At 63.6% G+C, this 22,304-nt stretch carries 14 protein-coding genes; 1 reads left to right on the plus strand and 13 read right to left on the minus strand.

Annotated features, from left to right (window positions below; all coding sequences use genetic code 11):
• Nucleotides 1-4 precede the first annotated feature (4 nt).
• The 9 genes from rplB to rpsL form a co-directional block, all read right to left on the minus strand.
• Nucleotides 5-838 carry a 50S ribosomal protein L2 gene (gene rplB, locus JQ603_RS32245; protein ID WP_060736369.1) on the minus strand — a complete coding sequence of 278 codons (834 nt, stop codon included), beginning with the start codon at nt 836-838 and terminating at the stop codon, nt 5-7.
• A 12-nt stretch (nt 839-850) separates the two neighbouring features.
• Nucleotides 851-1,153: a 50S ribosomal protein L23 gene (locus JQ603_RS32250; RefSeq protein WP_008566601.1), complete on the minus strand. Its 303-nt coding sequence runs from the start codon at nt 1,151-1,153 to the stop codon at nt 851-853.
• Nucleotides 1,150-1,770 carry a 50S ribosomal protein L4 gene (gene rplD, locus JQ603_RS32255; protein WP_018647243.1) on the minus strand — a complete coding sequence of 207 codons (621 nt, stop codon included), beginning with the start codon at nt 1,768-1,770 and terminating at the stop codon, nt 1,150-1,152. The genes JQ603_RS32250 and rplD overlap by 4 nt, the downstream gene beginning before the upstream one ends.
• 1 nt (nt 1,771) lies before the next feature.
• Nucleotides 1,772-2,485, minus strand: a complete 714-nt coding sequence (gene rplC, locus JQ603_RS32260; protein ID WP_027564407.1) for a 50S ribosomal protein L3 — start codon at nt 2,483-2,485, stop codon at nt 1,772-1,774.
• Nucleotides 2,486-2,536: 51 nt separating this feature from the next.
• The gene (gene rpsJ / locus JQ603_RS32265) at nt 2,537-2,845 is read right to left on the minus strand and encodes a 30S ribosomal protein S10 (protein ID WP_002712302.1); all 309 of its coding nucleotides are present in this window, start codon (nt 2,843-2,845) and stop codon (nt 2,537-2,539) included.
• Between the two features lie 81 nt (nt 2,846-2,926).
• Complete coding sequence (gene tuf, locus JQ603_RS32270) at nt 2,927-4,117, minus strand: elongation factor Tu (protein ID WP_074116743.1); 1,191 nt, start codon at nt 4,115-4,117, stop codon at nt 2,927-2,929.
• Nucleotides 4,118-4,157: 40 nt separating this feature from the next.
• Nucleotides 4,158-6,230, minus strand: a complete 2,073-nt coding sequence (gene fusA / locus JQ603_RS32275) for an elongation factor G (RefSeq protein ID WP_212345937.1) — start codon at nt 6,228-6,230, stop codon at nt 4,158-4,160.
• Nucleotides 6,231-6,263: 33 nt separating this feature from the next.
• Nucleotides 6,264-6,734 (minus strand): 30S ribosomal protein S7, encoded by a 471-nt coding sequence (gene rpsG, locus JQ603_RS32280; RefSeq protein WP_018647239.1) that lies wholly within the window; start codon nt 6,732-6,734, stop codon nt 6,264-6,266.
• Nucleotides 6,735-6,749: 15 nt separating this feature from the next.
• On the minus strand, nt 6,750-7,121 hold the full coding sequence (rpsL, locus tag JQ603_RS32285; protein WP_007603006.1) for a 30S ribosomal protein S12: 372 nt from the start codon (nt 7,119-7,121) through the stop codon (nt 6,750-6,752).
• Between the two features lie 672 nt (nt 7,122-7,793).
• Between rpsL and JQ603_RS32290 the strand changes: the two genes are divergently transcribed.
• Nucleotides 7,794-9,044 carry an FAD-dependent oxidoreductase gene (locus JQ603_RS32290; protein WP_212345939.1) on the plus strand — a complete coding sequence of 417 codons (1,251 nt, stop codon included), beginning with the start codon at nt 7,794-7,796 and terminating at the stop codon, nt 9,042-9,044.
• Here JQ603_RS32290 and JQ603_RS32295 read toward each other — a convergent pair.
• The 4 genes from JQ603_RS32295 to rpoB form a co-directional block, all read right to left on the minus strand.
• Nucleotides 8,960-11,002 carry an ABC transporter ATP-binding protein gene (locus JQ603_RS32295; protein WP_212345941.1) on the minus strand — a complete coding sequence of 681 codons (2,043 nt, stop codon included), beginning with the start codon at nt 11,000-11,002 and terminating at the stop codon, nt 8,960-8,962. The genes JQ603_RS32290 and JQ603_RS32295 overlap by 85 nt on opposite strands.
• A 133-nt stretch (nt 11,003-11,135) precedes the next feature.
• Nucleotides 11,136-13,196 carry an FAD-dependent oxidoreductase gene (locus JQ603_RS32300; protein ID WP_212345943.1) on the minus strand — a complete coding sequence of 687 codons (2,061 nt, stop codon included), beginning with the start codon at nt 13,194-13,196 and terminating at the stop codon, nt 11,136-11,138.
• Between the two features lie 193 nt (nt 13,197-13,389).
• Nucleotides 13,390-17,586, minus strand: coding sequence for a DNA-directed RNA polymerase subunit beta' (gene rpoC, locus JQ603_RS32305; RefSeq protein ID WP_212345946.1), 4,197 nt, complete (start codon nt 17,584-17,586; stop codon nt 13,390-13,392).
• A 129-nt stretch (nt 17,587-17,715) separates the two neighbouring features.
• Nucleotides 17,716-21,834 (minus strand): DNA-directed RNA polymerase subunit beta, encoded by a 4,119-nt coding sequence (gene rpoB, locus JQ603_RS32310; RefSeq protein WP_183245041.1) that lies wholly within the window; start codon nt 21,832-21,834, stop codon nt 17,716-17,718.
• Nucleotides 21,835-22,304: the final 470 nt, after the last annotated feature.

The raw sequence follows: 22,304 nt of genomic DNA on the forward strand, positions 1-22,304 counted from the left end.
TTCCTTACTTCTTCCGCTTGTGGCGGCTTAGGAGAATGAATTTGTTGGTCGACTTGTTGGTGCGGGTCTTCTTGCCCTTGGTCGGCTTGCCCCACGGGGTGACCGGGTGGCGGCCGCCCGAGGTACGACCTTCACCACCGCCGTGCGGATGGTCGATCGGGTTCATGGCGACACCGCGGTTGTGCGGGCGACGGCCCATCCAACGCTTGCGACCGGCCTTGCCGATCGAGGTGTTCATGTGATCCGGGTTCGACACCGCGCCGATCGTGCCGCGGCAGCGGCCGTGCACCAGGCGCTGCTCGCCCGAATTCAGGCGGATGATGACGTAGTCCTGGTCGCGGCCGACGAGCTGGGCGTAGGTGCCGGCGGAACGGGCGAGCTGGCCGCCCTTCCCGATCTTGACCTCGATGTTGTGGATGATCGTGCCGACCGGCATGTTGCCGAGCGGCATGACGTTGCCCGGCTTCACGTCGACATAGTTGCCGGCGATGATGGTGTCACCCACGGCCAGGCGCTGCGGCGCCAGGATGTAGGCCTGCTCGCCGTCCTGATACTTGATCAGGGCGATGAAGCCGGTGCGGTTCGGATCGTATTCCAGCCGCTCGACGGTTGCGGGCACATCGACCTTCTCACGCTTGAAGTCGACGGTGCGCAGCGTCTGCTTGTGACCACCGCCGCGGAAGCGCACGGTGATGCGGCCGGTGTTGTTGCGGCCGCCCGAGGACTTCTTGCCCTCGGTGAGCGCCTTCAGCGGCTTGCCCTTGTAGAGGGCCGAACGATCGACCATCACCAGCTGGCGCTGGCCCGGCGTCGTGGGATTGAATGTCTTCAGTGCCATCGTCGTACGACCTTACAGACCGGTGGTGACGTCGATCCGGTGGCCCTCTTCGAGGGTCACGATCGCGCGCTTGGTGTTCGACTGCGAGCCGATATTGCCGCGGAAGGCCTTGACCTTGCCCTTGCGGACCAGCGTGTTGACGCTCTTGACCTTGACGTCGAACAGCTTCTCGATCGCTTCCTTGATCTGCGGCTTGGTCGCCTTCGCGGCCACCTTGAACAGCACCTTGTTGTGCTCCGAGGCGATCGTCGCCTTTTCGGTCACGACCGGCGACAGGATCACGTCGTAGTGGCGAGGCTCGATGTTCTTCGTCATTTGAAGCGCGCCTCCAGCGCATCGATGGCGGCCTTGGTCAGAACGAGCTTCTGACGGCGCAGGATGTCATAGACGTTGATGCCCTGGATCGGCAGCACGTCCATGTTCGGGATGTTGCGGGCCGCAGCGGCGAAGCCGTTGTTGAGCTCGGCACCGTCGATGATCAGCGCGTTGGTCAGGCCGAGGCCCGAGAAGTGACCGAGCAGCGCCTTGGTCTTGGCGGCCTCCAGCGCGGCCTTCTCGATCACGACGAGATCGCCGTCCTTGGCCTTGGCCGAGAGCGCATGCTTGAGAGCGAGCGCGCGGACCTTCTTCGGCAGGTCGGTGGCGTGCGAACGCACCACCGGACCGAAGGCACGGCCGCCGCCACGGAACTGCGGCACGCGGGCCGAGCCGTGACGAGCACCGCCGGTGCCCTTCTGCTTGTACATCTTCTTGCCGGTGCGCCAGATCTCGGCGCGACCCTTGGCCTTGTGCGTGCCGGCCTGGCGCTTGTTGAGCTGCCACTGCACGCAGCGCGCGATGATATCCTCGCGCGGCTCGAGACCGAAGATGGCGTCGGACAGCTGGACCGAGCCGGCTTCCTTACCTTCGAGGGTGGTGACCTTCAGTTCCATCTCACGCCTCCTGCGCAGCCGGAGCGGCTTCCGCGTCGCCAGCAACCTTGAACTTGCCGGGCTTCGGAGCTTCCTTCGGCAGCGGCTTCTTGACGGCGTCACGCACGCGGATCCAGCCGCCCTTGGAGCCGGGAACGGCGCCTTCGACGAGGATCAGGCCGCGCTCGACATCGGTCTGGACGACGCGAAGGTTGAGCGTGGTGATGCGATCGACACCCATGTGGCCGGGCATCTTCTTGTTCTTCCAGGTCTTGCCGGGGTCCTGACGACCACCGGTCGAACCGATCGAGCGGTGCGAGATCGACACACCGTGCGTGGCACGCAGACCGCCGAAGTTCCAGCGCTTCATACCGCCGGCAAAGCCCTTACCGACCGAGGTGCCGGTGACGTCGACGAACTGGCCGACGACGAAGTGATCGGCCTGGATCTCGGCGCCGACCGGGATCATGGCGTCCGCGGTGACGCGGAACTCCTCGACCCGGCGCTTCGGCTCGACCTTGGCGACCGCGAACTGGCCGCGCTCGGCCTTGGGCATGTAAACGGTCTTGCGGGCACCAGAACCGAGCTGGAGCGCGACGTAACCGTTCTTCTCTTCGGTGCGGTGGCCTACGACCTGGCAATTGCCGAGCTTCAGCACGGTCACGGGGATATGTTCGCCGGCCTCCGTGAAGACCCGCGTCATCCCGACCTTTTGTGCGATCACTCCGGAGCGCATCGGCTTGCTTCCTGTTCTCTTTGTCCGCTTTCGCGAACGGGATCCAAAATCTTAGAGCTTGATCTCGACGTCGACACCGGCGGCCAGGTCGAGCTTCATCAAAGCATCGACGGTCTGCGGGGTCGGATCGACGATGTCGAGCAGGCGCTTGTGGGTGCGCATCTCGAACTGTTCGCGGCTCTTCTTGTCGACGTGGGGCGAACGGTTGACGGTGAACTTCTCGATGCGGGTGGGCAGCGGAATTGGTCCGCGGACCTGCGCGCCGGTGCGCTTCGCCGTGTTCACGATCTCACGGGTCGACGTATCGAGGATACGATGGTCGAACGCCTTGAGACGGATACGAATGTTTTGGCCGTTCATTGCCGTGGTCTCTCTTCAGTGGGTGGCGAATAGCGAATAGCGAATGTCACCATTCGCTACTCGCCGTCCCTTTTCTCGTAATTACTCGATGATCGAGGCGACGACGCCGGCGCCGACGGTGCGGCCGCCTTCGCGGATCGCGAAGCGGAGCTTCTCTTCCATCGCGATCGGCACGATCAGGTGCACTTCCATCGCGATGTTGTCGCCCGGCATCACCATCTCGGTGCCTTCCGGCAGGTGCACGACACCGGTCACGTCGGTGGTGCGGAAGTAGAACTGCGGACGGTAGTTGGTGAAGAACGGGGTGTGGCGACCGCCCTCTTCCTTGGTGAGGATGTAGGCCTCAGCCTTGAACTTGGTGTGCGGCTTGACCGAACCCGGCTTGGCCAGAACCTGGCCGCGCTCGACGTCCTCGCGCTTGGTGCCGCGGAGCAGAGCACCGATGTTGTCGCCGGCCTGACCCTGATCAAGCAGCTTGCGGAACATTTCGACGCCGGTGACGGTGGTCTTCTGGGTGGCGCGGAGACCGACGATCTCGATTTCCTCGCCGACCTTGACGACGCCGCGCTCGACACGGCCGGTCACGACGGTGCCGCGGCCCGAGATCGAGAACACGTCTTCAACCGGCATCAGGAACGGCTGGTCGATCGGACGCTCCGGCTGCGGAATGTACTCGTCGACGTTCTTCATCAGCTCGAGGATGGCGTCGTGGCCGAGCTTCTTGTCGGAGTCTTCGAGAGCGGCGAGCGCCGAACCCTTGATGATCGGAATCTTGTCGCCCGGGAATTCGTACTTCGAGAGCAGCTCGCGGACTTCGAGCTCGACGAGCTCGAGCAGCTCCGGATCGTCGACCATGTCGCACTTGTTGAGGAACACGACGAGCGCGGGCACGCCGACCTGGCGGGCGAGCAGGATGTGCTCGCGGGTCTGCGGCATCGGGCCGTCAGCGGCCGACACGACCAGGATCGCACCGTCCATCTGGGCGGCGCCGGTGATCATGTTCTTCACGTAGTCGGCGTGGCCGGGGCAGTCGACGTGAGCGTAGTGGCGGTTCGGCGTCTCGTACTCGACGTGCGCGGTCGAGATGGTGATGCCGCGAGCCTTCTCTTCCGGCGCCTTGTCGATCTGGTCGTACGCGGTGAACGTCGCACCGCCGGCTTCGGCGAGAACCTTGGTGATCGCCGCGGTCAGCGACGTCTTGCCATGGTCGACGTGACCGATGGTGCCGATGTTGCAGTGCGGCTTGTTACGTTCAAACTTTGCTTTGGCCATTTGACTCTCCGTTCAATCGTCAGTTTGAGACCGACGACAATCAGGCAAACTTCTTTTGGACTTCTGCCGACACGTTGGCCGGCGCTTCTGCGTAGTGATCGAACTGCATGGTGAAGGTCGCGCGACCCTGGCTCATCGAGCGCAGGTTATTCACGTAACCGAACATGTTCATGAGCGGCACCATCGCGTTGATGACGTTGGCGTTGCCGCGCATGTCCTGACCCTGGATCTGACCGCGCCGGGAATTCAGGTCGCCGATGACCGAGCCGGTGTAGTCTTCCGGGGTCACCACTTCGACCTTCATGATCGGCTCGAGCAGGACGGACTTGCCCATCTGCAGCGCCTCGCGGAAGCAGGCGCGCGAAGCGATTTCGAAGGCCAGCGCCGACGAGTCGACGTCGTGATACTTGCCGTCGACGAGCTGCACCTTGACGTCGACCACAGGGAAGCCCGCGACCACGCCGGACGACAGCACGCTCTCCAGGCCCTTCTCGACGCCGGGGATGTATTCCTTCGGCACCGCGCCGCCGACGATCTTCGATTCGAACTCGTAGCCCTTTCCGGCTTCGTTCGGCTCGACGATGAACGACACGGCCGCGAACTGGCCGGTACCGCCGGTCTGCTTCTTGTGGGTGTAGCTGTGCTCCACCCGCTTGGTGACGCGCTCACGGAACGCAACCTGGGGCGCGCCGATGTTGGCGTCGACCTTGTAGGTGCGCTTGAGGATGTCGACCTTGATGTCGAGATGGAGTTCGCCCATGCCCTTCAGGATGGTCTGGCCGGACTCGTGGTCGGTCGACACGCGGAAAGACGGATCCTCCGCCGCGAGCTTGGCCAGCGCCACGCCCAGCTTCTCCTGGTCGGCCTTGGACTTCGGCTCGATCGCGATCTCGATGACCGGCTCGGGGAATTCCATCTTTTCCAGGATCACCTGCTTGTCGGGATCGCACAGCGTGTCACCGGTGCGCGCTTCCTTCAGGCCGGCCAGCGCGACGATGTCGCCGGCATAGGCTTCCTTGATGTCCTCGCGGTTGTTCGCATGCATCAACAGCATGCGCCCGATACGCTCCTTCTTCTCGCGGGTCGAGTTCACGACGCCGGTGCCGCTCTGGAGAACGCCAGAGTAGATGCGGCAGAAGGTGATGGTGCCGACGAACGGGTCGTCCATGATCTTGAACGCGAGCAGCGCCAGCGGCTCCTTGTCGTCCGCCTTGCGCACGACTTCGTTGCCCTTGTCGTCGGTGCCCTTGATCGCGGGCACGTCGAGCGGCGACGGCAGATAGTCGACGACGGCGTCGAGCAGCGGCTGCACGCCCTTGTTCTTGAAGGCCGAGCCACACAGCACGGGATAGAACGCACCGGTCAGCACCGCCTTGCGGATCAGGCGCTTCAGGGTCGCCTCGTCCGGCTCCTTGCCGTCGAGGTAAGCGGCCATGGCGTCGTCGTCGAGCTCGACGGCGGCTTCCACCATCTTCTCGCGGTATTCCTTGGCCTGGTCGACGAGGTCTTCCGGAATGTCGACATAGTCGAACTTGGCGCCGAGCGCTTCATCGTTCCAGACGACGCCCTTCATCTTCACGAGGTCGACGAGACCCTTGAAGTTGTTCTCGGCACCGATCGGAAGCTGGATCGCGACAGGCTTGGCGCCCAGACGGTCAACGATGTCGGCCAGACACTTGAAGAAGTCGGCGCCGATCTTGTCCATCTTGTTGGCGAAGACGATGCGCGGAACCTTGTACTTGTCGCCCTGGCGCCAGACGGTCTCGGTCTGGGGCTCGACGCCCTGGTTGGAGTCGAGCACGCAGACGGCGCCGTCGAGCACGCGCAGCGAACGCTCGACTTCGATGGTGAAGTCGACGTGGCCGGGGGTGTCGATGATGTTCAGGCGCTTGCCGGCCCAGAAGGCGGTGGTCGCAGCCGAGGTGATCGTGATGCCACGCTCCTGCTCCTGCTCCATCCAGTCCATCGTCGCGGCACCTTCGTGCACTTCGCCGATCTTGTGGCTCTTGCCGGTGTAATAGAGGATGCGCTCGGTCGTCGTCGTCTTGCCGGCGTCGATATGCGCCATGATACCGAAGTTACGGTAGTCCTCGATGGCATGTTGGCGGGGCATGGGGTGTTCCTTGCGAGTCCGTTTGTTTCGCCGTTACCAGCGATAGTGCGAGAAGGCGCGGTTGGCTTCCGCCATGCGGTGCACGTCTTCGCGCTTCTTGACGGCGTTCCCCCGGTTGTTCGATGCGTCCAAGAGCTCAGCCGAGAGCCGCTCGGTCATCGTCTTCTCGTTGCGCTCGCGCGCAGCCGCGATCAGCCAGCGGATGCCGAGCGCCTGCCGGCGGGTCGAGCGAACCTCGACCGGAACCTGGTAGGTCGCGCCGCCGACGCGGCGGGAGCGAACCTCGATGGTCGGCATGACGTTCTCGAGCGCCTGCTCGAACACGCCGAGCGGGTTCTGCTTGGTCTTGGATTCGATGATGCCGAACGCGCCGTAGACGATACCTTCGGCGACCGACTTCTTGCCGGCGTACATCACCGAGTTCATGAACTTCGTGACGATGATGTTCCCGAACTTCGGATCCGGGAGAACTTCGCGCTTTTCCGCAGAGTGGCGACGAGACATAGGCTTGGTTCCCGCTTACTTCGGACGCTTGGCGCCGTACTTCGAACGACGCTGCTTACGGTTCTTGACGCCCTGGGTATCCAGAACGCCGCGGAGGATGTGGTAGCGCACGCCGGGCAAGTCCTTGACGCGGCCGCCACGGATCATGACCACCGAGTGCTCCTGGAGGTTATGACCCTCGCCGGGGATGTAGCCGATCACCTCGAAGCCGTTGGTCAGGCGCACCTTGGCGACCTTACGAAGCGCCGAGTTCGGCTTCTTCGGGGTCGTGGTGTAGACGCGGGTGCAAACACCACGCTTCTGAGGCGACTGCTGCAGCGCCGGCACCTTCTTGCGCGACTTCTGCACTTCCCGCGGTTGAGCGATCAGCTGGTTGATCGTCGGCATCCTGGCCTTACCCTTTGTTCTGCCGCGGCCCCTTGCGGGCCCGCTGTCTTGGCGCGGCCCGTTGCCGGGACCGCAAATTCTGTTCGGGCCACCCGCCCGACGAGGCCGCCTTGAAGCGGAACAATCCGCACAAAGCGAAATTGCGCCAACCGCTCCATCAACGAGCGGAAAGCGTTACGACGCCACAGAGGACCGCAGTTTTCAGGCCAATCAGCGTAAAGCTGCGGCCCGCGCACCGAGGTCATGCATCCGAATTCGATCTCAAGAGAACATGCTCAAGAGAACTAGAATCGCACTGGCATTGCCTAGCTATGATCGACAGCGTCTGAGCGGCATTCGTCGAGGTTGGTGCCTGCCGGACGATCCTAAAAGGATCAGGCAGGTGGTCCGTACCGACGTTGGCGATGCTCACCGCCTGTCGTTAAGTGAGGCGCTTTCTATAAGTGAGAATCGGTCAAGTCAAGGTGAAACGACAGTCACAAAGCGCTTCTCGCGCCTGTCGAAATCGACGTTTACCGCCCTCACCGCACGTCCCCGATATGGCGACCCCGACCGTGTTCCGCTACCCCAACGACCTATTTATACCCGGATGAAATATACTTTTATAACCCCTGCTAAGGCTTTTTTTCCTGTTGATGCGGCAATCTGCCGCCTTCGGCAGAGATTTGCACCATGCAGTACACCGACATTGCCATTGTTGGCGGGGGCTTGTCCGGCTCGACCGCCGCCGCGATGCTCGGGCGCGCCGGCATTTCGGCGGTGCTGATCGATCCGCATGAGAGCTATCCGGCGGACTTTCGCGTCGAAAAACTCAGTGGCGAGGTGCAGGTCGAGCGATTCCTGAGGACCGGAATCGCAGAATCGGTGCTGCGGCGGGCGACCTATTCCGGCGAGAACTGGATCGCTCGATTCGGCCATCTGCTCGACAGGGCGCCGAGCCGGCAGTTCAACATCTTCTACGATTCCCTGGTCAACGCCATCCGCGACGAGATTCCTGCGAGCGCCGGGCGCATCCATGCCAAGGCGATCGCGGTCGAGACCAGCACGGAGCGGCAGAGGGTCACGCTCTCCAATGACGAGACGATCTCAGCCCGCCTGGTCGTGCTCGCCAACGGGCTGAACGTCGGCTTGCGCCACCAGCTTGGCATCGCGCGAAAAATCGTCAGCGCCTGCCATTCGATCTCGATCGGGTTCGACGTGGTGCCGGCCGGGCGCAATGCGTTCGACTTCCCGGCGCTGACCTACTTCTCGGAGCGGCCGAGCGACCGCATCCCCTACATCACGCTGTTTCCGGTCGGCACGCGGATGCGCGCCAATTTGTTCGTCTATCGCGGCTTCGACGACCCCTGGTTGCGCGAGCTGCGCCGCGCCCCGGCGGAGACGCTGCATGCCGCCCTGCCCCGGCTCAAGCGCGTCACCGGCCCCTTCGACATTCCCGGCGAGCTGAAGATCCGCCCGGTCGATCTCTATGTGAACGATGCAAGGGGCCAGCCCGGCCTCGTGCTGGTGGGCGATGCCTTCTCGACGTCCTGCCCTGTCGCCGGGACCGGCTGCGACAAGGTCTTCACGGATGTCGAGCGACTCTGCAACCTCTACATCCCGCGATGGCTCGCCTCGGACGGGATGGATGCTGCCAAGGTCGCCGCCTTTTACTCCGACCCGGTCAAGCGGGCCTGCGACGAATGGTCGGCGGCGAAGGCGTTCGACTTCCGCTCAGTCTCGACCGACACAAGCCCCTACTGGACGGCGCAGCGCTGGGCTCGCTTCGTTGCCTGGTCGGTTCAGGGGCTGCTGCGGCCGCTTGGAGGCGCCTTCGATCTGGAGCCGAACTTTCTCGGTCACTCCTCCTCGTCGTCCTCGTCCGCATCATCCTCGAGGTCGTCTTCATCCTCGTCGTCATCGTCGCTGTCGTCGTCGGCCTGAGCCACAGCGCCGTGCGGCTGGTGGATCTGGTCGTTCCAGAGCTGGCGATAGGTGCCGTTCTTGGCGAGCAGCTCGGCGTGCGAGCCGCGCTCGATCGCCCTGCCCCCTGAAATCACGATGATCTCGTCCATCTCGACCACCGAGGTCAGGCGGTGGGTCGACCAGATCATGGTACGGCCCTTGGCGACCTTCAGCAGCGTGCGGTTGATCGCGGCTTCCGTGGTCTGGTCCAGCGCCGACGTCGCCTCGTCCAGCAGCAGCACGGACGGATTGCGGATGATCGCCCGCGCGATCGCGATGCGCTGGCGCTGGCCGCCCGAGAGCGTATCGCCGCGCTCGCCGACCTGCGTGTCGTAGCGCTGCGGCAGGCTCATGATGTAGCGGTGGATCTCGGCCTTCTTGGCCGCGTCCTCCACCTCCGCATCGGTCGCGCCTTCCTTGCCGAGCCGGATGTTCTCGCGGATCGACATGTTGAACAGCATGTTCTCCTGGAACACCACGGCCATGCTCCGGCGCAGCGAATCCAGCGTGACCTTGCGGACGTCGACGCCGTCGATGGTGACGCGCCCTTCGTCCGGCACGTAGAGCCGCAGGATCAGGTTGAGCAGCGTGCTCTTGCCCGACCCTGACGGCCCGACGATCGCGATGCTCCTGCCGACATTCAGCTTGAGGCTGAGATTGTCCAGCACCGGCGTCTGGCTGCCCTCGTACTGGAACGTCACGCGGTCGAAGGTGATGTCGTGGGTGATGCGCGGCAGATCGGGCGCACCGGGGCGATCAGCGCCGCGGGTCGGCTCGTCGAGCAGTTCCTGGATGTGACGGATTGCGGCGGCCGAGGAGATCGACACCGGGATGAAATGCATCACGTGGGCGATGTTGTAAGAGACCTCCCAGAACGCGCTCTCGAAGGTGACGAAGGTGCCGATGGTGATCTGGCCCTTGGTCGCCAGATACGCGCCGATCGCGAGCACCACGAGGTGCAGCATCAGGACCGAGATGGTGACCGTCCGCTCCACCATCGTCGACAGGAACGCGGCCGAGGCGATCCTGTTGCGGGTCTCGTCGTTGCGGAAGCTGAAGAAGCCGAACATCTTGCGCTGCAGGCTGAACGCCTTGATCACGGCCTGCGCGCCGATGTTCTCCTGCACCATGCCGAGCAGCGCGGCTTCGTTCTGCTTCTGCTCGTAATTGGCCTGCACCGCCTTCGGGGTGAGGATGCGCGGGCCGATCAGCGTGATTGGGAACACCAGCAGCGCGACCGCCGCGAGCTGCCAGTTCAAAAACACCATCAGGATGATGCCGGCGATCAATTCCAGGAACGGCAGCGCCGCACTGTTGGCGAAGGTTTTCACCGAGCCTTCGAAGGCCGAGAGGTCGACCGAGAAGCGCGACAGGATCTCGCCGCGCTTGGTGCGGCCGAAATAGGCCGCCGGCAGGTCCTGGACGTGCTCGAACAGACGCTTGCGGACATCGGAGATGATGCAGGCCGCCAGCCGCGCGTCCCAGCGCTCGTACCAGACCGCGACGATCGAGGTGAAGATGCCGGCGGCCGCGAGCACGCCGAGGATCTTGTACAGCGCCTGGAAATCCTCCTCGCCGAGCGCGTCGTCGATCAGGTATTTCAGGCTGAGCGGCATGATGACGTTGAACAGCGTCTCGACGACGACGCCGAACGCCACGAACGACAGCATCCGCTTGTAGTTGGTCAGATAAGGCTTGACGAAACCCAGGATGGTCGCGAGCGCGCCGGCGGCCTCGCGCGCGGTGAAGACGACGAGGTCCTCGTCCTCATCGTCGTCGTCGAGCTCCAGCTCGTCATCCTCTTCGTCTTCGTTGTCTTCGTCGTCCTCGTCGTCTTCGAGATCGGGCTTGGCAGCGGAGGCGAGCTTGTCGTCGAGCTCGGCCGCCTCTTCGGCGGCGAGCTTCTGTTTATCGGGCGAAAGAGGCTTGGACGCCATGATACCAACCGTTGCTGACGGCCGGCATGACCGCAGAGAAAGCAGGAGATAGCGGAGAGCCGCTATCGCACCGATTCTATGCGATCATGATGAATTCGGCAAAGCAATTGGCGAATTCACCCGATCTTAAGGGCTAGTCGTCGTCCTCGTCCTCGACCTTGTCGAAGAACGAATAACGCAAAGAGTCCGCGTCGGCGTACCACTGGCCCGGGCCCTTGCCCGCGGCGAGCGTCGCCTCCCAGAGCGCATCGGTGCAGTCCTTGCGGTGCATCGACAGATCGAAGCCGTTGCCGAAGAATAGCTCGGACCATTCCCACCAGGTGCCGAGCTTCTTGACCCCGCGCAGCAGGTCGTAGCGGTCGATCAGAGCCGGCGCCATGTCCGAGGTGACCGAGCCGAACACGAGGCCGGTCTTGACCACGCGGTTGAGCTCGCGGATCGCGCGGACCACCTGCTTCGGGGCAACGTGGCAGAGGCTGGTCTCGAACACGTAGTCGAAGCTGCCGTCCTTGAACGGCATGTCGGTGATCGAGCCGAGCTTGTTGTACTTCTTCAGCGCCTTCGGCGTCCTGGCATGGATGGCACGGTTGTTCTCGACGCCCCAGGCATCGATGCCCCGCTCGCGCAGCGCGCCGACCAGCTCCCCGCTGGCCGAGCCCGCGACCAGGAGCTTTGAGCCCTTGGCCTTGCCCCAGACGACGCCGATCAGCTTCGTCAGATAGTCGGGATCGGTGAAGTGCTGCCACGCCTCGTGATAGGGACCGAGGCCGCGATAGTTCTCGAAATAGTCGCGGTCGATCTTGTCGGAGAGCGGCTTGTCCTCCTGCGCGCGTTCGCGGCGCAGGCGCATCATCTCGGTCAGGATGATGTCGGTGGCCGCATCCGAGGAGTCGAGCAGACCGTTGAGCGTCGAGTCGAACAGATAGTCGCCGACCACGACGATGCCGGGATGTTCCTTCGGCTCGGGCCGGTGATTGGTCATGACGTCGCGCACGGGCAGACCGCCCGGCAGCGCGTTCACGGACGACAGCCAGCGGTGGATCTTGCCTTCCAAGAAATGCGCGCGCGCATCGCCGAGCGAGGCCGGCAGCGATTTCAGCGCGGCGTCGATCAGCTCCTGATCGGAGAGATTGGCGAAGGCCAGCGCGTCGGAGCCGGGAATGAGCCAGTTCAGCACGCCATGCTTGCCGACGTCGTGGCGCGCGCCCTCGTTGTAGACGCAGCAGCCGCCGAAGGCTTCAGACATGAACCAGGCGCCGGGAATCTTCTCGCCCCAGAACGGCTCGTCGAACAGGATCGAGACGCGCAAATAGTGCGCCGGACGGTCGAAATACGAGACGTGCTTGACCATCGACTTGCGCAACTGCTCGCCTTCCCACCCGACGGTGGCGAGCCAGGAATGCGGCAGGCAGACCAGCACGAGGTCGAAATCGCGCGTCTCCGGGCCCTTGCCGTTCATCATCTTGAGCTGGTAGCGGCCGGTCGGCGCCTTGCCGACGGTGAGCACGCGGTGATTGAGCTGGATGTCGGCATTGACCTCCGACTGCAGGCACTCGATCAGCTGCTCGTTGCCGTTCTGGATGGAGTAGAGGCCGATATAGCCGTCGACATCCATCAGATAGTTCTTGAGCGCGTTGAGGCCGTTGGTGTTGTGGCTTTCGGTCGCGATGTCCGAGCGTGCCATCACCTTGAAGAAGCGCTTTGCGGTCTCGTCCTCGACCTCCTCGTCGAGCACCTGCTCGGCGGTCTTGTAGGCCCAGGGACTCTCGTTGTCGTGCGCGCCGACGCCTTCGTAATACTCGATCGGCGACATCACCTCGGTGCAGCGCTTGCGGAACGCCTCGATCGCGGCCGCGGTCTTGGCGCCGTATTTGCGACGCATGCCCGGCACGTCGTTGAGCAATTCGCCGCCGAACTGCACCTGCTCGGCATCCATCGGAATCGTCTGCAGGCCGAAATGCTGGATCAGCTCGCGCAGCGGATCCGGACCGGTCATCGAGTAGTCGTAGATCTCGGCAACGCCGGCCTCGTACGTCGCGGGCGCGGAATCGAATTTACGTGTGACGATCTTGCCGCCGAGCCGGTCCGACGCCTCGTAGATGGTGACGCGGCAGAGGTCGCCGAGCTTGCGCTTCAGATACCAGGCGCTCATCAGCCCGCCGGGGCCGCCGCCTACGATTGCGAGATCAAGCATATCAGTTCCGTGGTCTCCGGCCCTGCCCCCGTCACGGGATCCACCGGTCTAAGCTCTCCTAGCAGAAGCGCTTTTGCGCCTGAAGGAAAGATGAACAAAGGTTGATCCTGCATCGCAGCAAGCAAAGAAAGCAGCAAAAAGGCCGGCTTGCGCCGGCCTTTTCATTGTCCTCGGTATTCCTACGGATGAACGCTCATTCCGCGGGCGGCAGCGCAGGAAGCTCCGCTTCCGGCGCGGGCGGCACGACAGACGCCTGCTTCTCGCGCTCGTCCAGGATCAGCTTGTCGCGCTTCATGGCGACTTCGCGGATCTTGGCCATGGAGGCGCCGGTGCCTGCCGGGATCAGCCGGCCGACGATGACGTTTTCCTTGAGGCCTTCGAGCGGATCGATCTTGCCGTTGACCGCCGCCTCGGTGAGGACGCGGGTGGTCTCCTGGAACGAAGCCGCCGAGAAGAACGAGCGGGTCTGCAGGCTCGCCTTGGTGATGCCGAGCAGAACCGGCGTTCCCGTGGCGGGCTTCTTGCCCTCTTCCTTGGCCTTCTCGTTCAGCGCGTCGAACTCGATCTTGTCGACCTGCTCGCCGGAGATCATGTCCGTGTCGCCCTGGTCGGTGACTTCCACCTTCTGGAGCATCTGACGGACAATCACCTCGATGTGCTTGTCGTTGATGAGCACGCCCTGGAGCCGGTAAACCTCCTGGATTTCGTTCACCAGGTAGGCCGCGAGCTCCTCGATGCCCTTGACCGCAAGGATGTCGTGCGGCGCCGGGTTGCCTTCCACGATGAAGTCGCCCTTTTCGACGACGTCGCCGTCCTGAAGGTGGATGTGCTTGCCCTTCGGGATCAGGTACTCGCGCGGCTCCTCGGTCTTGTCCATCGGCTCGATCGAGATGCGACGCTTGTTCTTGTAGTCGCGCCCGAACCGGATGGTGCCCGCGATCTCGGCGATGATCGCCGCATCCTTCGGACGCCGGGCCTCGAACAGTTCCGCCACCCGCGGCAGACCGCCGGTGATGTCACGCGTCTTGGCGCTTTCGGTCGAGACACGGGCGAGGATGTCACCCGGGTTGACCTTGGCTCCGACGTCGACCGAGAGAATGGCGTCGACCGACAGCATGTAGCGGGCATCGCCGCCACGGGCGAGCTTGAGCACCTTGCCGTCCTTGCCCTTGACCACGATGGCCGGACGCAGGTCCGAGCCGCCGCGGGTCGAGCGCCAGTCGATGACCACGCGCTTGGCGATACCGGTGGCTTCGTCGAGCGTTTCCGAGATCGACTGCCCCTCGACCAGATCCTCGAAGCCGATCGTACCTTCGACTTCGGTGAGGAGCGGACGGGTGTAGGGATCCCACTCGACGACGCGCTGGCCGCGCTTGACCATGTCGCCTTCGTCGACGTGCAGGCGCGAGCCGTACTGGACACGGTGTGTCGCACGCTCGGTGCCGTCGGCATCGACGATCGCCACCACCATGTTGCGCACCATCGCGATCAGGTGACCTTCGCTGTTGCGGGCGATGGCCTTGTTCCGGATCACGATCTTGCCGTCGAAGTTGGCTTCGACGAAGGACTGCTCGTTGAGCTGCGCCGCACCGCCGATGTGGAAGGTGCGCATGGTGAGCTGGGTGCCCGGCTCGCCGATCGACTGCGCCGCGATGACGCCGACCGCTTCGCCGTGGTTGACCGGCGTGCCGCGGGCGAGGTCGCGGCCGTAGCACTTGCCGCAGATGCCGTTGACGAGCTCGCAGGTCAGCGCCGAGCGGATCTTCACCTCCTGCACGCCACCCTGCTGGATGGCTTCCAGATGGCTCTCCTCCATCAGCGTGTCGCGCTTGATGATCACCTTGCCCGAGCTGTCACGGATGTCTTCGCAGGCCGTGCGTCCGAGGATGCGCGAGCCGAGCGAAGCAACCACGGTGCCGGCATCGACGATGGCGCGCATCTTGATGCCGAGCTTGGTGCCACAGTCGCTCTGCGTGATGATGCAGTCCTGCGCCACGTCGACGAGACGACGGGTCAGGTAGCCCGAGTTCGCAGTCTTCAACGCGGTGTCCGCGAGGCCCTTGCGGGCGCCGTGGGTCGAGTTGAAGTACTCGAGCACCGAGAGGCCTTCCTTGAAGTTCGAGATGATCGGCGTCTCGATGATCTCACCCGACGGCTTGGCCATCAGGCCGCGCATGCCGGCGAGCTGGCGCATCTGGGCCGGCGAACCGCGGGCACCGGAGTGAGCCATCATGTAGATCGAGTTGATGTCGGCATCGGCCCCGCTCGCCGTCTTCTTGGTCGAGGAGATCTCCTTCATCATCGCCTTGGCGATTTCTTCCGTGGCCTTCGACCAGGCGTCGACGACCTTGTTGTACTTCTCGCCATGGGTGATCAGACCGTCGTTGTACTGCTGCTCGAAATCCTTCGCCAGCGTACGGGTGGTGTCGACGATCTTCCACTTGCCGTGCGGCACGACCATGTCGTCCTTGCCGAACGAGATGCCGGCCTTGAACGCATTGTAGAAGCCGAGCGCCATGATGCGGTCGCAGAAGATCACCGTCTCCTTCTGACCGCAGTGACGGTAGACCTGGTCGATGACGCCCGAAATCTCGCGCTTGGTCATCAGCTTGTTGATGATCTCGTACGAAATCCGCGGATTCTTCGGCAGCAGATTGCCGAGCATGACGCGGCCGGCAGTGGTCTCGATCCAGCGCGTCGAGACCTTGCCGGTCTCGTCCATGCCCTGCCACCGATACTTGATCTTGGTGTGGAGGTGGATGACCTTCGCATGCAGCGCGTGCTCGAGCTCGGCCATGTCGCCGAAGATCTTGCCCTCGCCGGGCAGGCCTTCGCGCATGATCGAGACGTAGTAGAGACCGAGCACGATGTCCTGCGACGGCACGATGATCGGCTGGCCGTTCGCCGGATGCAGGATGTTGTTGGTCGACATCATCAGGACGCGCGCTTCCAGCTGCGCTTCGAGCGACAGCGGGACGTGCACGGCCATCTGGTCGCCGTCGAAGTCGGCGTTGAACGCCGAGCAGACCAGCGGGTGAAGCTGGATCGCCTTGCCCTCGATCAGCACGGGCTCGAACGCCTGGATGCCGAGGCGATGCAGCGTCGGCGCGCGGTTGAGCAGCACCGGATGCTCGCGGATGACCTCGTCCAGGATGTCCCAGACCTCGGGCCGCTCCTTCTCGACCAGCTTCTTGGCCTGCTTCACCGTGGTGGACAGACCCTTGGCGTCAAGCCGCGAATAGATGAACGGCTTGAACAGCTCGAGCGCCATCTTCTTCGGCAGGCCGCACTGATGCAGGCGCAGCTCGGGACCGACCACGATCACCGAACGACCCGAATAGTCGACGCGCTTGCCGAGCAGGTTCTGGCGGAAGCGACCCTGCTTGCCCTTGAGCATGTCGGCGAGCGACTTCAGCGGGCGCTTGTTGGCGCCGGTGATGACGCGGCCGCGGCGGCCGTTGTCGAACAGCGCATCGACCGCTTCCTGAAGCATGCGCTTCTCGTTGCGGATGATGATGTCGGGCGCGCGCAGCTCCATCAGCCGCTTCAAGCGGTTGTTGCGGTTGATGACGCGGCGGTAGAGGTCGTTGAGGTCGGAGGTCGCGAAGCGGCCGCCGTCCAGCGGCACCAGCGGACGCAGGTCCGGCGGAATCACCGGGACCACGGTCATGATCATCCATTCCGGCTTGTTGCCGGAGTGGCGGAACGCTTCCACGATCTTCAGGCGCTTGGCGAGCTTCTTGTGCTTGATGTCGGAGTCGGTCTCCTGCATCTCGACGCGCAAGCTAGCCTCGAGCTTCTCGAGGTCCATGCCCTTGAGCAGCTCGCGGATCGCTTCGGCGCCGATCATGGCGGTGAAGCTGTCCTGGCCGTACTCGTCCTGCGCCTTCAGATACTCGTCTTCCGACAGCAGCTGACGGTCCTTCAGCGCGGTGAGGCCCGGCTCGAGAACGACGTAGTATTCGAAGTAGAGGATCCGCTCGAGATCCTTCAGCGTCATGTCGAGCAGGAGGCCGATGCGCGAGGGCAGCGACTTCAGGAACCAGATGTGGGCGACCGGGGCTGCGAGCTCGATGTGGCCCATGCGCTCGCGCCGGACGCGCGACAGCGTGACCTCGACCGAGCACTTCTCGCAGATGATGCCCTTGTACTTCATGCGCTTGTACTTGCCGCACAAGCACTCATAGTCCTTGATCGGCCCGAAGATGCGGGCGCAGAACAGGCCGTCGCGCTCGGGCTTGAAGGTACGGTAGTTGATGGTCTCCGGCTTCTTGATCTCGCCGTAGGACCAGGACAGAATCTTCTCTGGAGACGCGATCGAGATCCGGATCTGGTCGAAGACCTGAGCCGGCGTCGTCGGGTTGAAGAGATTCATAATTTCTTGGTTCATCGTCTTCTCCTCGCGTGCCGGTCGCCTCCGGCCGCAAATTCGAAAATCACTCGAGCACGGCGCCCTGCCCTCAAGGCCTCGGGAGGGGCGCCAATGCCCGGCCGCGAAGGCCGGGCATGAAAGGTCGAATTACTCGGCCGCTTCCGACGTCGGCGCCGGTCCCATCTTGGAGTTGTGCAGGTCGACGTTGAGGCCGAGCGAGCGCATTTCCTTGACCAGCACGTTGAACGATTCCGGAATACCGGCCTCGAACGTGTCGTCGCCGCGCACGATCGCCTCGTACACCTTGGTGCGGCCGGCGACATCGTCCGACTTCACCGTCAGCATTTCCTGGAGCGTGTACGCCGCGCCGTAAGCCTCGAGCGCCCACACCTCCATTTCGCCGAAGCGCTGGCCGCCGAACTGCGCCTTGCCGCCCAGCGGCTGCTGGGTGACGAGCGAGTACGGACCGATCGAACGCGCATGGATCTTGTCGTCGACGAGATGGTGCAGCTTGAGCATGTAGATGTAGCCCACCGTCACCTTGCGATCGAACGGATCGCCGGTGCGGCCGTCGTAGACGGTCGACTGACCCGAAGCGTCGAGACCAGCAAGCTTCAGCATCTCCTCGATGTCGGCTTCCTTGGCGCCGTCGAACACCGGCGTCGCGATCGGAACGCCGCGGCTGAGGTTATGACCGAGTTCGAGCAGCTCATTGTCGTTGAGCGACTTGATGGTCTCGTCCTCGCCGTAGACCTTCTTCAAGGTTTCCTTCAGCGGCTTGATGTCCTGCTTCGACAAATAGGCATCGACCGTCTGGCCGATGCGCTTGCCGAGGCCGGCGCAGGCCCAGCCGAGATGAGTCTCGAGGATCTGTCCGACGTTCATGCGCGAGGGCACGCCCAGCGGGTTGAGCACGATGTCGGCGTGCGTACCGTCCTCGAGGAACGGCATGTCCTCGATCGGCACGATCTTCGACACCACGCCCTTGTTGCCGTGGCGGCCGGCCATCTTGTCGCCGGGCTGGATCTTGCGCTTCACCGCGACGAAGACCTTGACCATCTTCATCACGCCGGGCGGCAATTCGTCACCGCGCTGAAGCTTCTCGACCTTGTCGAGGAAGCGCTGCTCGAGCCCCTTCTTCGACTCGTCGTACTGCTTCCGCATGGCCTCGATCTCGGCCATCAGCTTGTCGTTCGGCGAAGCGAACAGCCACCACTGCGACTTCGGGTACTCCTCGAGCACCGCACGGGTGATCTTGGTGTCCTTCTTGAAGCCCTTCGGGCCCGCAATGCCCTGCCGCCCTTCGAGCAGCTCGGCAAGACGGTTGTAGACGTTGCGGTCCAGGATCGCCTGCTCGTCGTCGCGGTCCTTGGCCAGACGCTCGATCTCTTCCCGCTCGATCGCCAGCGCACGCTCGTCCTTGTCGACGCCGTGACGGTTGAACACGCGTACTTCCACGATCGTGCCCTGCACGCCCGGAGGAACGCGCAGCGAGGTGTCGCGAACGTCGGAAGCCTTCTCGCCGAAGATGGCGCGCAGCAGCTTCTCTTCCGGCGTCATCGGGCTTTCGCCCTTCGGCGTGATCTTGCCGACCAGGATGTCGCCGGCGCGCACTTCCGCACCGATGTAGACGATACCGGCTTCGTCGAGGTTCTTCAGCGCTTCTTCCGAGACGTTCGGAATGTCGCGGGTGATTTCCTCGGGTCCGAGCTTGGTGTCGCGGGCCATTACCTCGAACTCCTCGATGTGGATCGAGGTGAAGACGTCTTCCTTCACGATCCGCTCGGAGAGCAGGATCGAGTCTTCGAAGTTGTAGCCGTTCCACGGCATGAACGCGACGAGCACGTTGCGGCCGAGCGCGAGCTCGCCGAGATCGGTCGACGGACCGTCGGCGATGATGTCGCCCTTCTTGACGATGTCGCCGACCTTCACCAGCGGACGCTGGTTGATGCAAGTCGACTGGTTGGAGCGCTGGTACTTCATGAGGCGGTAGATATCGACGCCCGACTTGGTCGGATCGAGATCTTCCGTGGCGCGGATGACGACGCGGGTCGCGTCGATCTGGTCGATCACGCCCGAACGGCGCGCCGCGATCGCAGCACCCGAGTCACGCGCAACGACACCTTCCATGCCGGTGCCGACGAACGGCGCCTCGGCGCGAACCAGCGGCACCGCCTGGCGCTGCATGTTCGAACCCATCAGCGCGCGGTTGGCGTCGTCGTTCTCGAGGAACGGGATCAGCGCCGCGGCGACGGAGACGAGCTGCTTCGGCGACACGTCCATGTAGTCGACCTTGTCCGGCGTCACCGGCAAGACTTCGCCGGCGTGACGGCAGACCACGAGGTCTTCGGTGAAGCGGCCCTTCGGGTCGAGCGGCACGTTGGCCTGCGCGACCGTGTAGCGGCCCTCTTCCATCGCCGAGAGGTACACGACCTCGTCGGTGACGCGGCCGTCCTTGACCTTGCGGTACGGCGTCTCGACGAAGCCGTACTTGTTCACGCGCGCGAAGGTCGCGAGCGAGTTGATCAGACCGATGTTCGGACCTTCCGGCGTCTCGATCGGGCAGATACGGCCGTAATGCGTCGGATGCACGTCGCGCACCTCGAAGCCGGCGCGCTCGCGGGTCAGACCGCCCGGTCCAAGCGCCGACAGGCGGCGCTTGTGGGTGATCTCCGACAGCGGGTTGGTCTGGTCCATGAACTGCGAGAGCTGCGAGGAGCCGAAGAACTCGCGCACGGCAGCCGCCGCGGGCTTCGCGTTGATCAGGTCCTGCGGCATGACCGTGTCGATGTCGACCGAGGACATGCGCTCCTTGATCGCGCGCTCCATGCGCAGGAGGCCGATGCGATACTGGTTCTCCATGAGCTCGCCGACCGAGCGCACACGGCGGTTGCCGAGATGGTCGATGTCGTCGATCTCGCCCTTGCCGTCGCGCAGGTCCACCAGCGTCTTGATGACGGAGAGGATGTCTTCCTTGCGCAGCGTGCGCTGGGTGTCGGGCGCATCGAGGTCGAGGCGCATGTTCATCTTGACGCGGCCGACCGCGGAGAGGTCGTAGCGCTCGGCGTCGAAGAACAGCGACTGGAACATGGCCTGCGCCGATTCCAGCGTCGGCGGCTCGCCCGGACGCATCACGCGGTAGATGTCGAACAGCGCGTCCTCGCGCGTCATGTTCTTGTCCGCCGAGAGCGTGTTGCGGATGTAGGGGCCGACATTGACGTGGTCGATGTCGAGCAGCGGCAGCTCCTTGTAGCCCTGCTCGTTGAGCGCCTTCATCAGCTTGTCGGTGATTTCCTCGCCGGCTTCGGCGTGGATTTCACCGGTCTTCGGGTTGACGAGGTCCTCGGCGACGTAGTTGCCGACCAGCTCCTCGTCAGCCATGCGCAGCGCCTTCAGCCCCTTCTCCTGGAGCTGACGGGCGGCACGGACGGTGAGCTTCTTGCCGGCCTCGAGCACGACCTTGCCGGTATCGGCATCGATCAGGTCGTTGACGGTCGAGTAGCCGCGGAAACGGTTGGCGTCGAACGGAACGCGCCAGCCTTCCTTGGTCCGCTTGTAGAGGATCTTCTTGTAGAACGTGGACAGGATCGCCTCGCCATCGAGGCCGAGGGCGAACATCAGCGACGTCACCGGAATCTTGCGGCGACGGTCGATACGCGCATAGACGATGTCCTTGGCGTCGAACTCGATGTCGAGCCAGGAGCCGCGATACGGGATCACGCGGGCGGCGAACAGCAGCTTGCCCGACGAATGGGTCTTGCCCTTGTCGTGGTCGAAGAACACGCCGGGCGAACGGTGCATCTGCGAGACGATGACGCGCTCGGTGCCGTTCACGATGAAGGTGCCGTTCATCGTCATGAGCGGAATGTCGCCCATGTAGACGTCCTGCTCCTTGATGTCCTTGACCGACTTCGCACCGGTTTCCTCGTCGATATCGAACACAATGAGGCGCAGCGTCACCTTCAGCGGCGCAGCGAAGGTCATGCCGCGCTGGCGGCACTCGTCGACGTCGTATTTCGGCTGCTCGAACTCGTAGCGGACGAATTCCAGCATCGAGGTGCCCGAGAAGTCGGAGATCGGGAACACCGAGCGGAACACCGCCTGCAGACCCTCGTCGAGACGGCCGCCCTGGGGCTCGTCGACCATCAGGAACTGGTCATAGGACGCCTTCTGAACCTCGATGAGGTTCGGCATCTCGGCGACTTCCTTGATGTGTCCGAAGAACTTGCGAACGCGTTTGCGACCGGTGAATGTCTGCTGCGCCATCGTGGCCTCTCATTTCGTCGCCCGCTCCGGGCGCGCCGTCCGGAACGCGGCTGCCACCGCTCCCCGGGTTGAATTTTTCGAACCCGTTTTGGGGGCCAGAAACTCAGGTTCAGGCAGGAATGTCCTGAATCTGTTCTTCAGACCTTCAAAACGCAAAACGACGCGCGGGGCGCTGGTGTGCGCGCCCGCCCGTCACAACGATCGTCTTCACGGACTGCAAAAGCCCGAAATAGCCTGCTCTCCCAACGGCTTACAGGGAAATCCGGCCTCCCTGCCCACCGCGCTTTCGTGCTGTCGACCCGATATGGGGCGACAATAGTTCAGATTCGAGGGTTAAACCCGCAAATCCCCACACTTTTTCGTGTTCGGCCTGCGTCGGATGGTTCCGTCGCACGCCTTTTGCATCCGGCCCGCCCTCTCGAGGGGGACCAAGATCCCGGGCTGAGCTGACGCTTGCCCGGGATCCCGCC

It is taken from the genome of Bradyrhizobium liaoningense (genome assembly GCF_018130825.1).
GTDB lineage: Bacteria > Pseudomonadota > Alphaproteobacteria > Rhizobiales > Xanthobacteraceae > Bradyrhizobium > Bradyrhizobium liaoningense_B.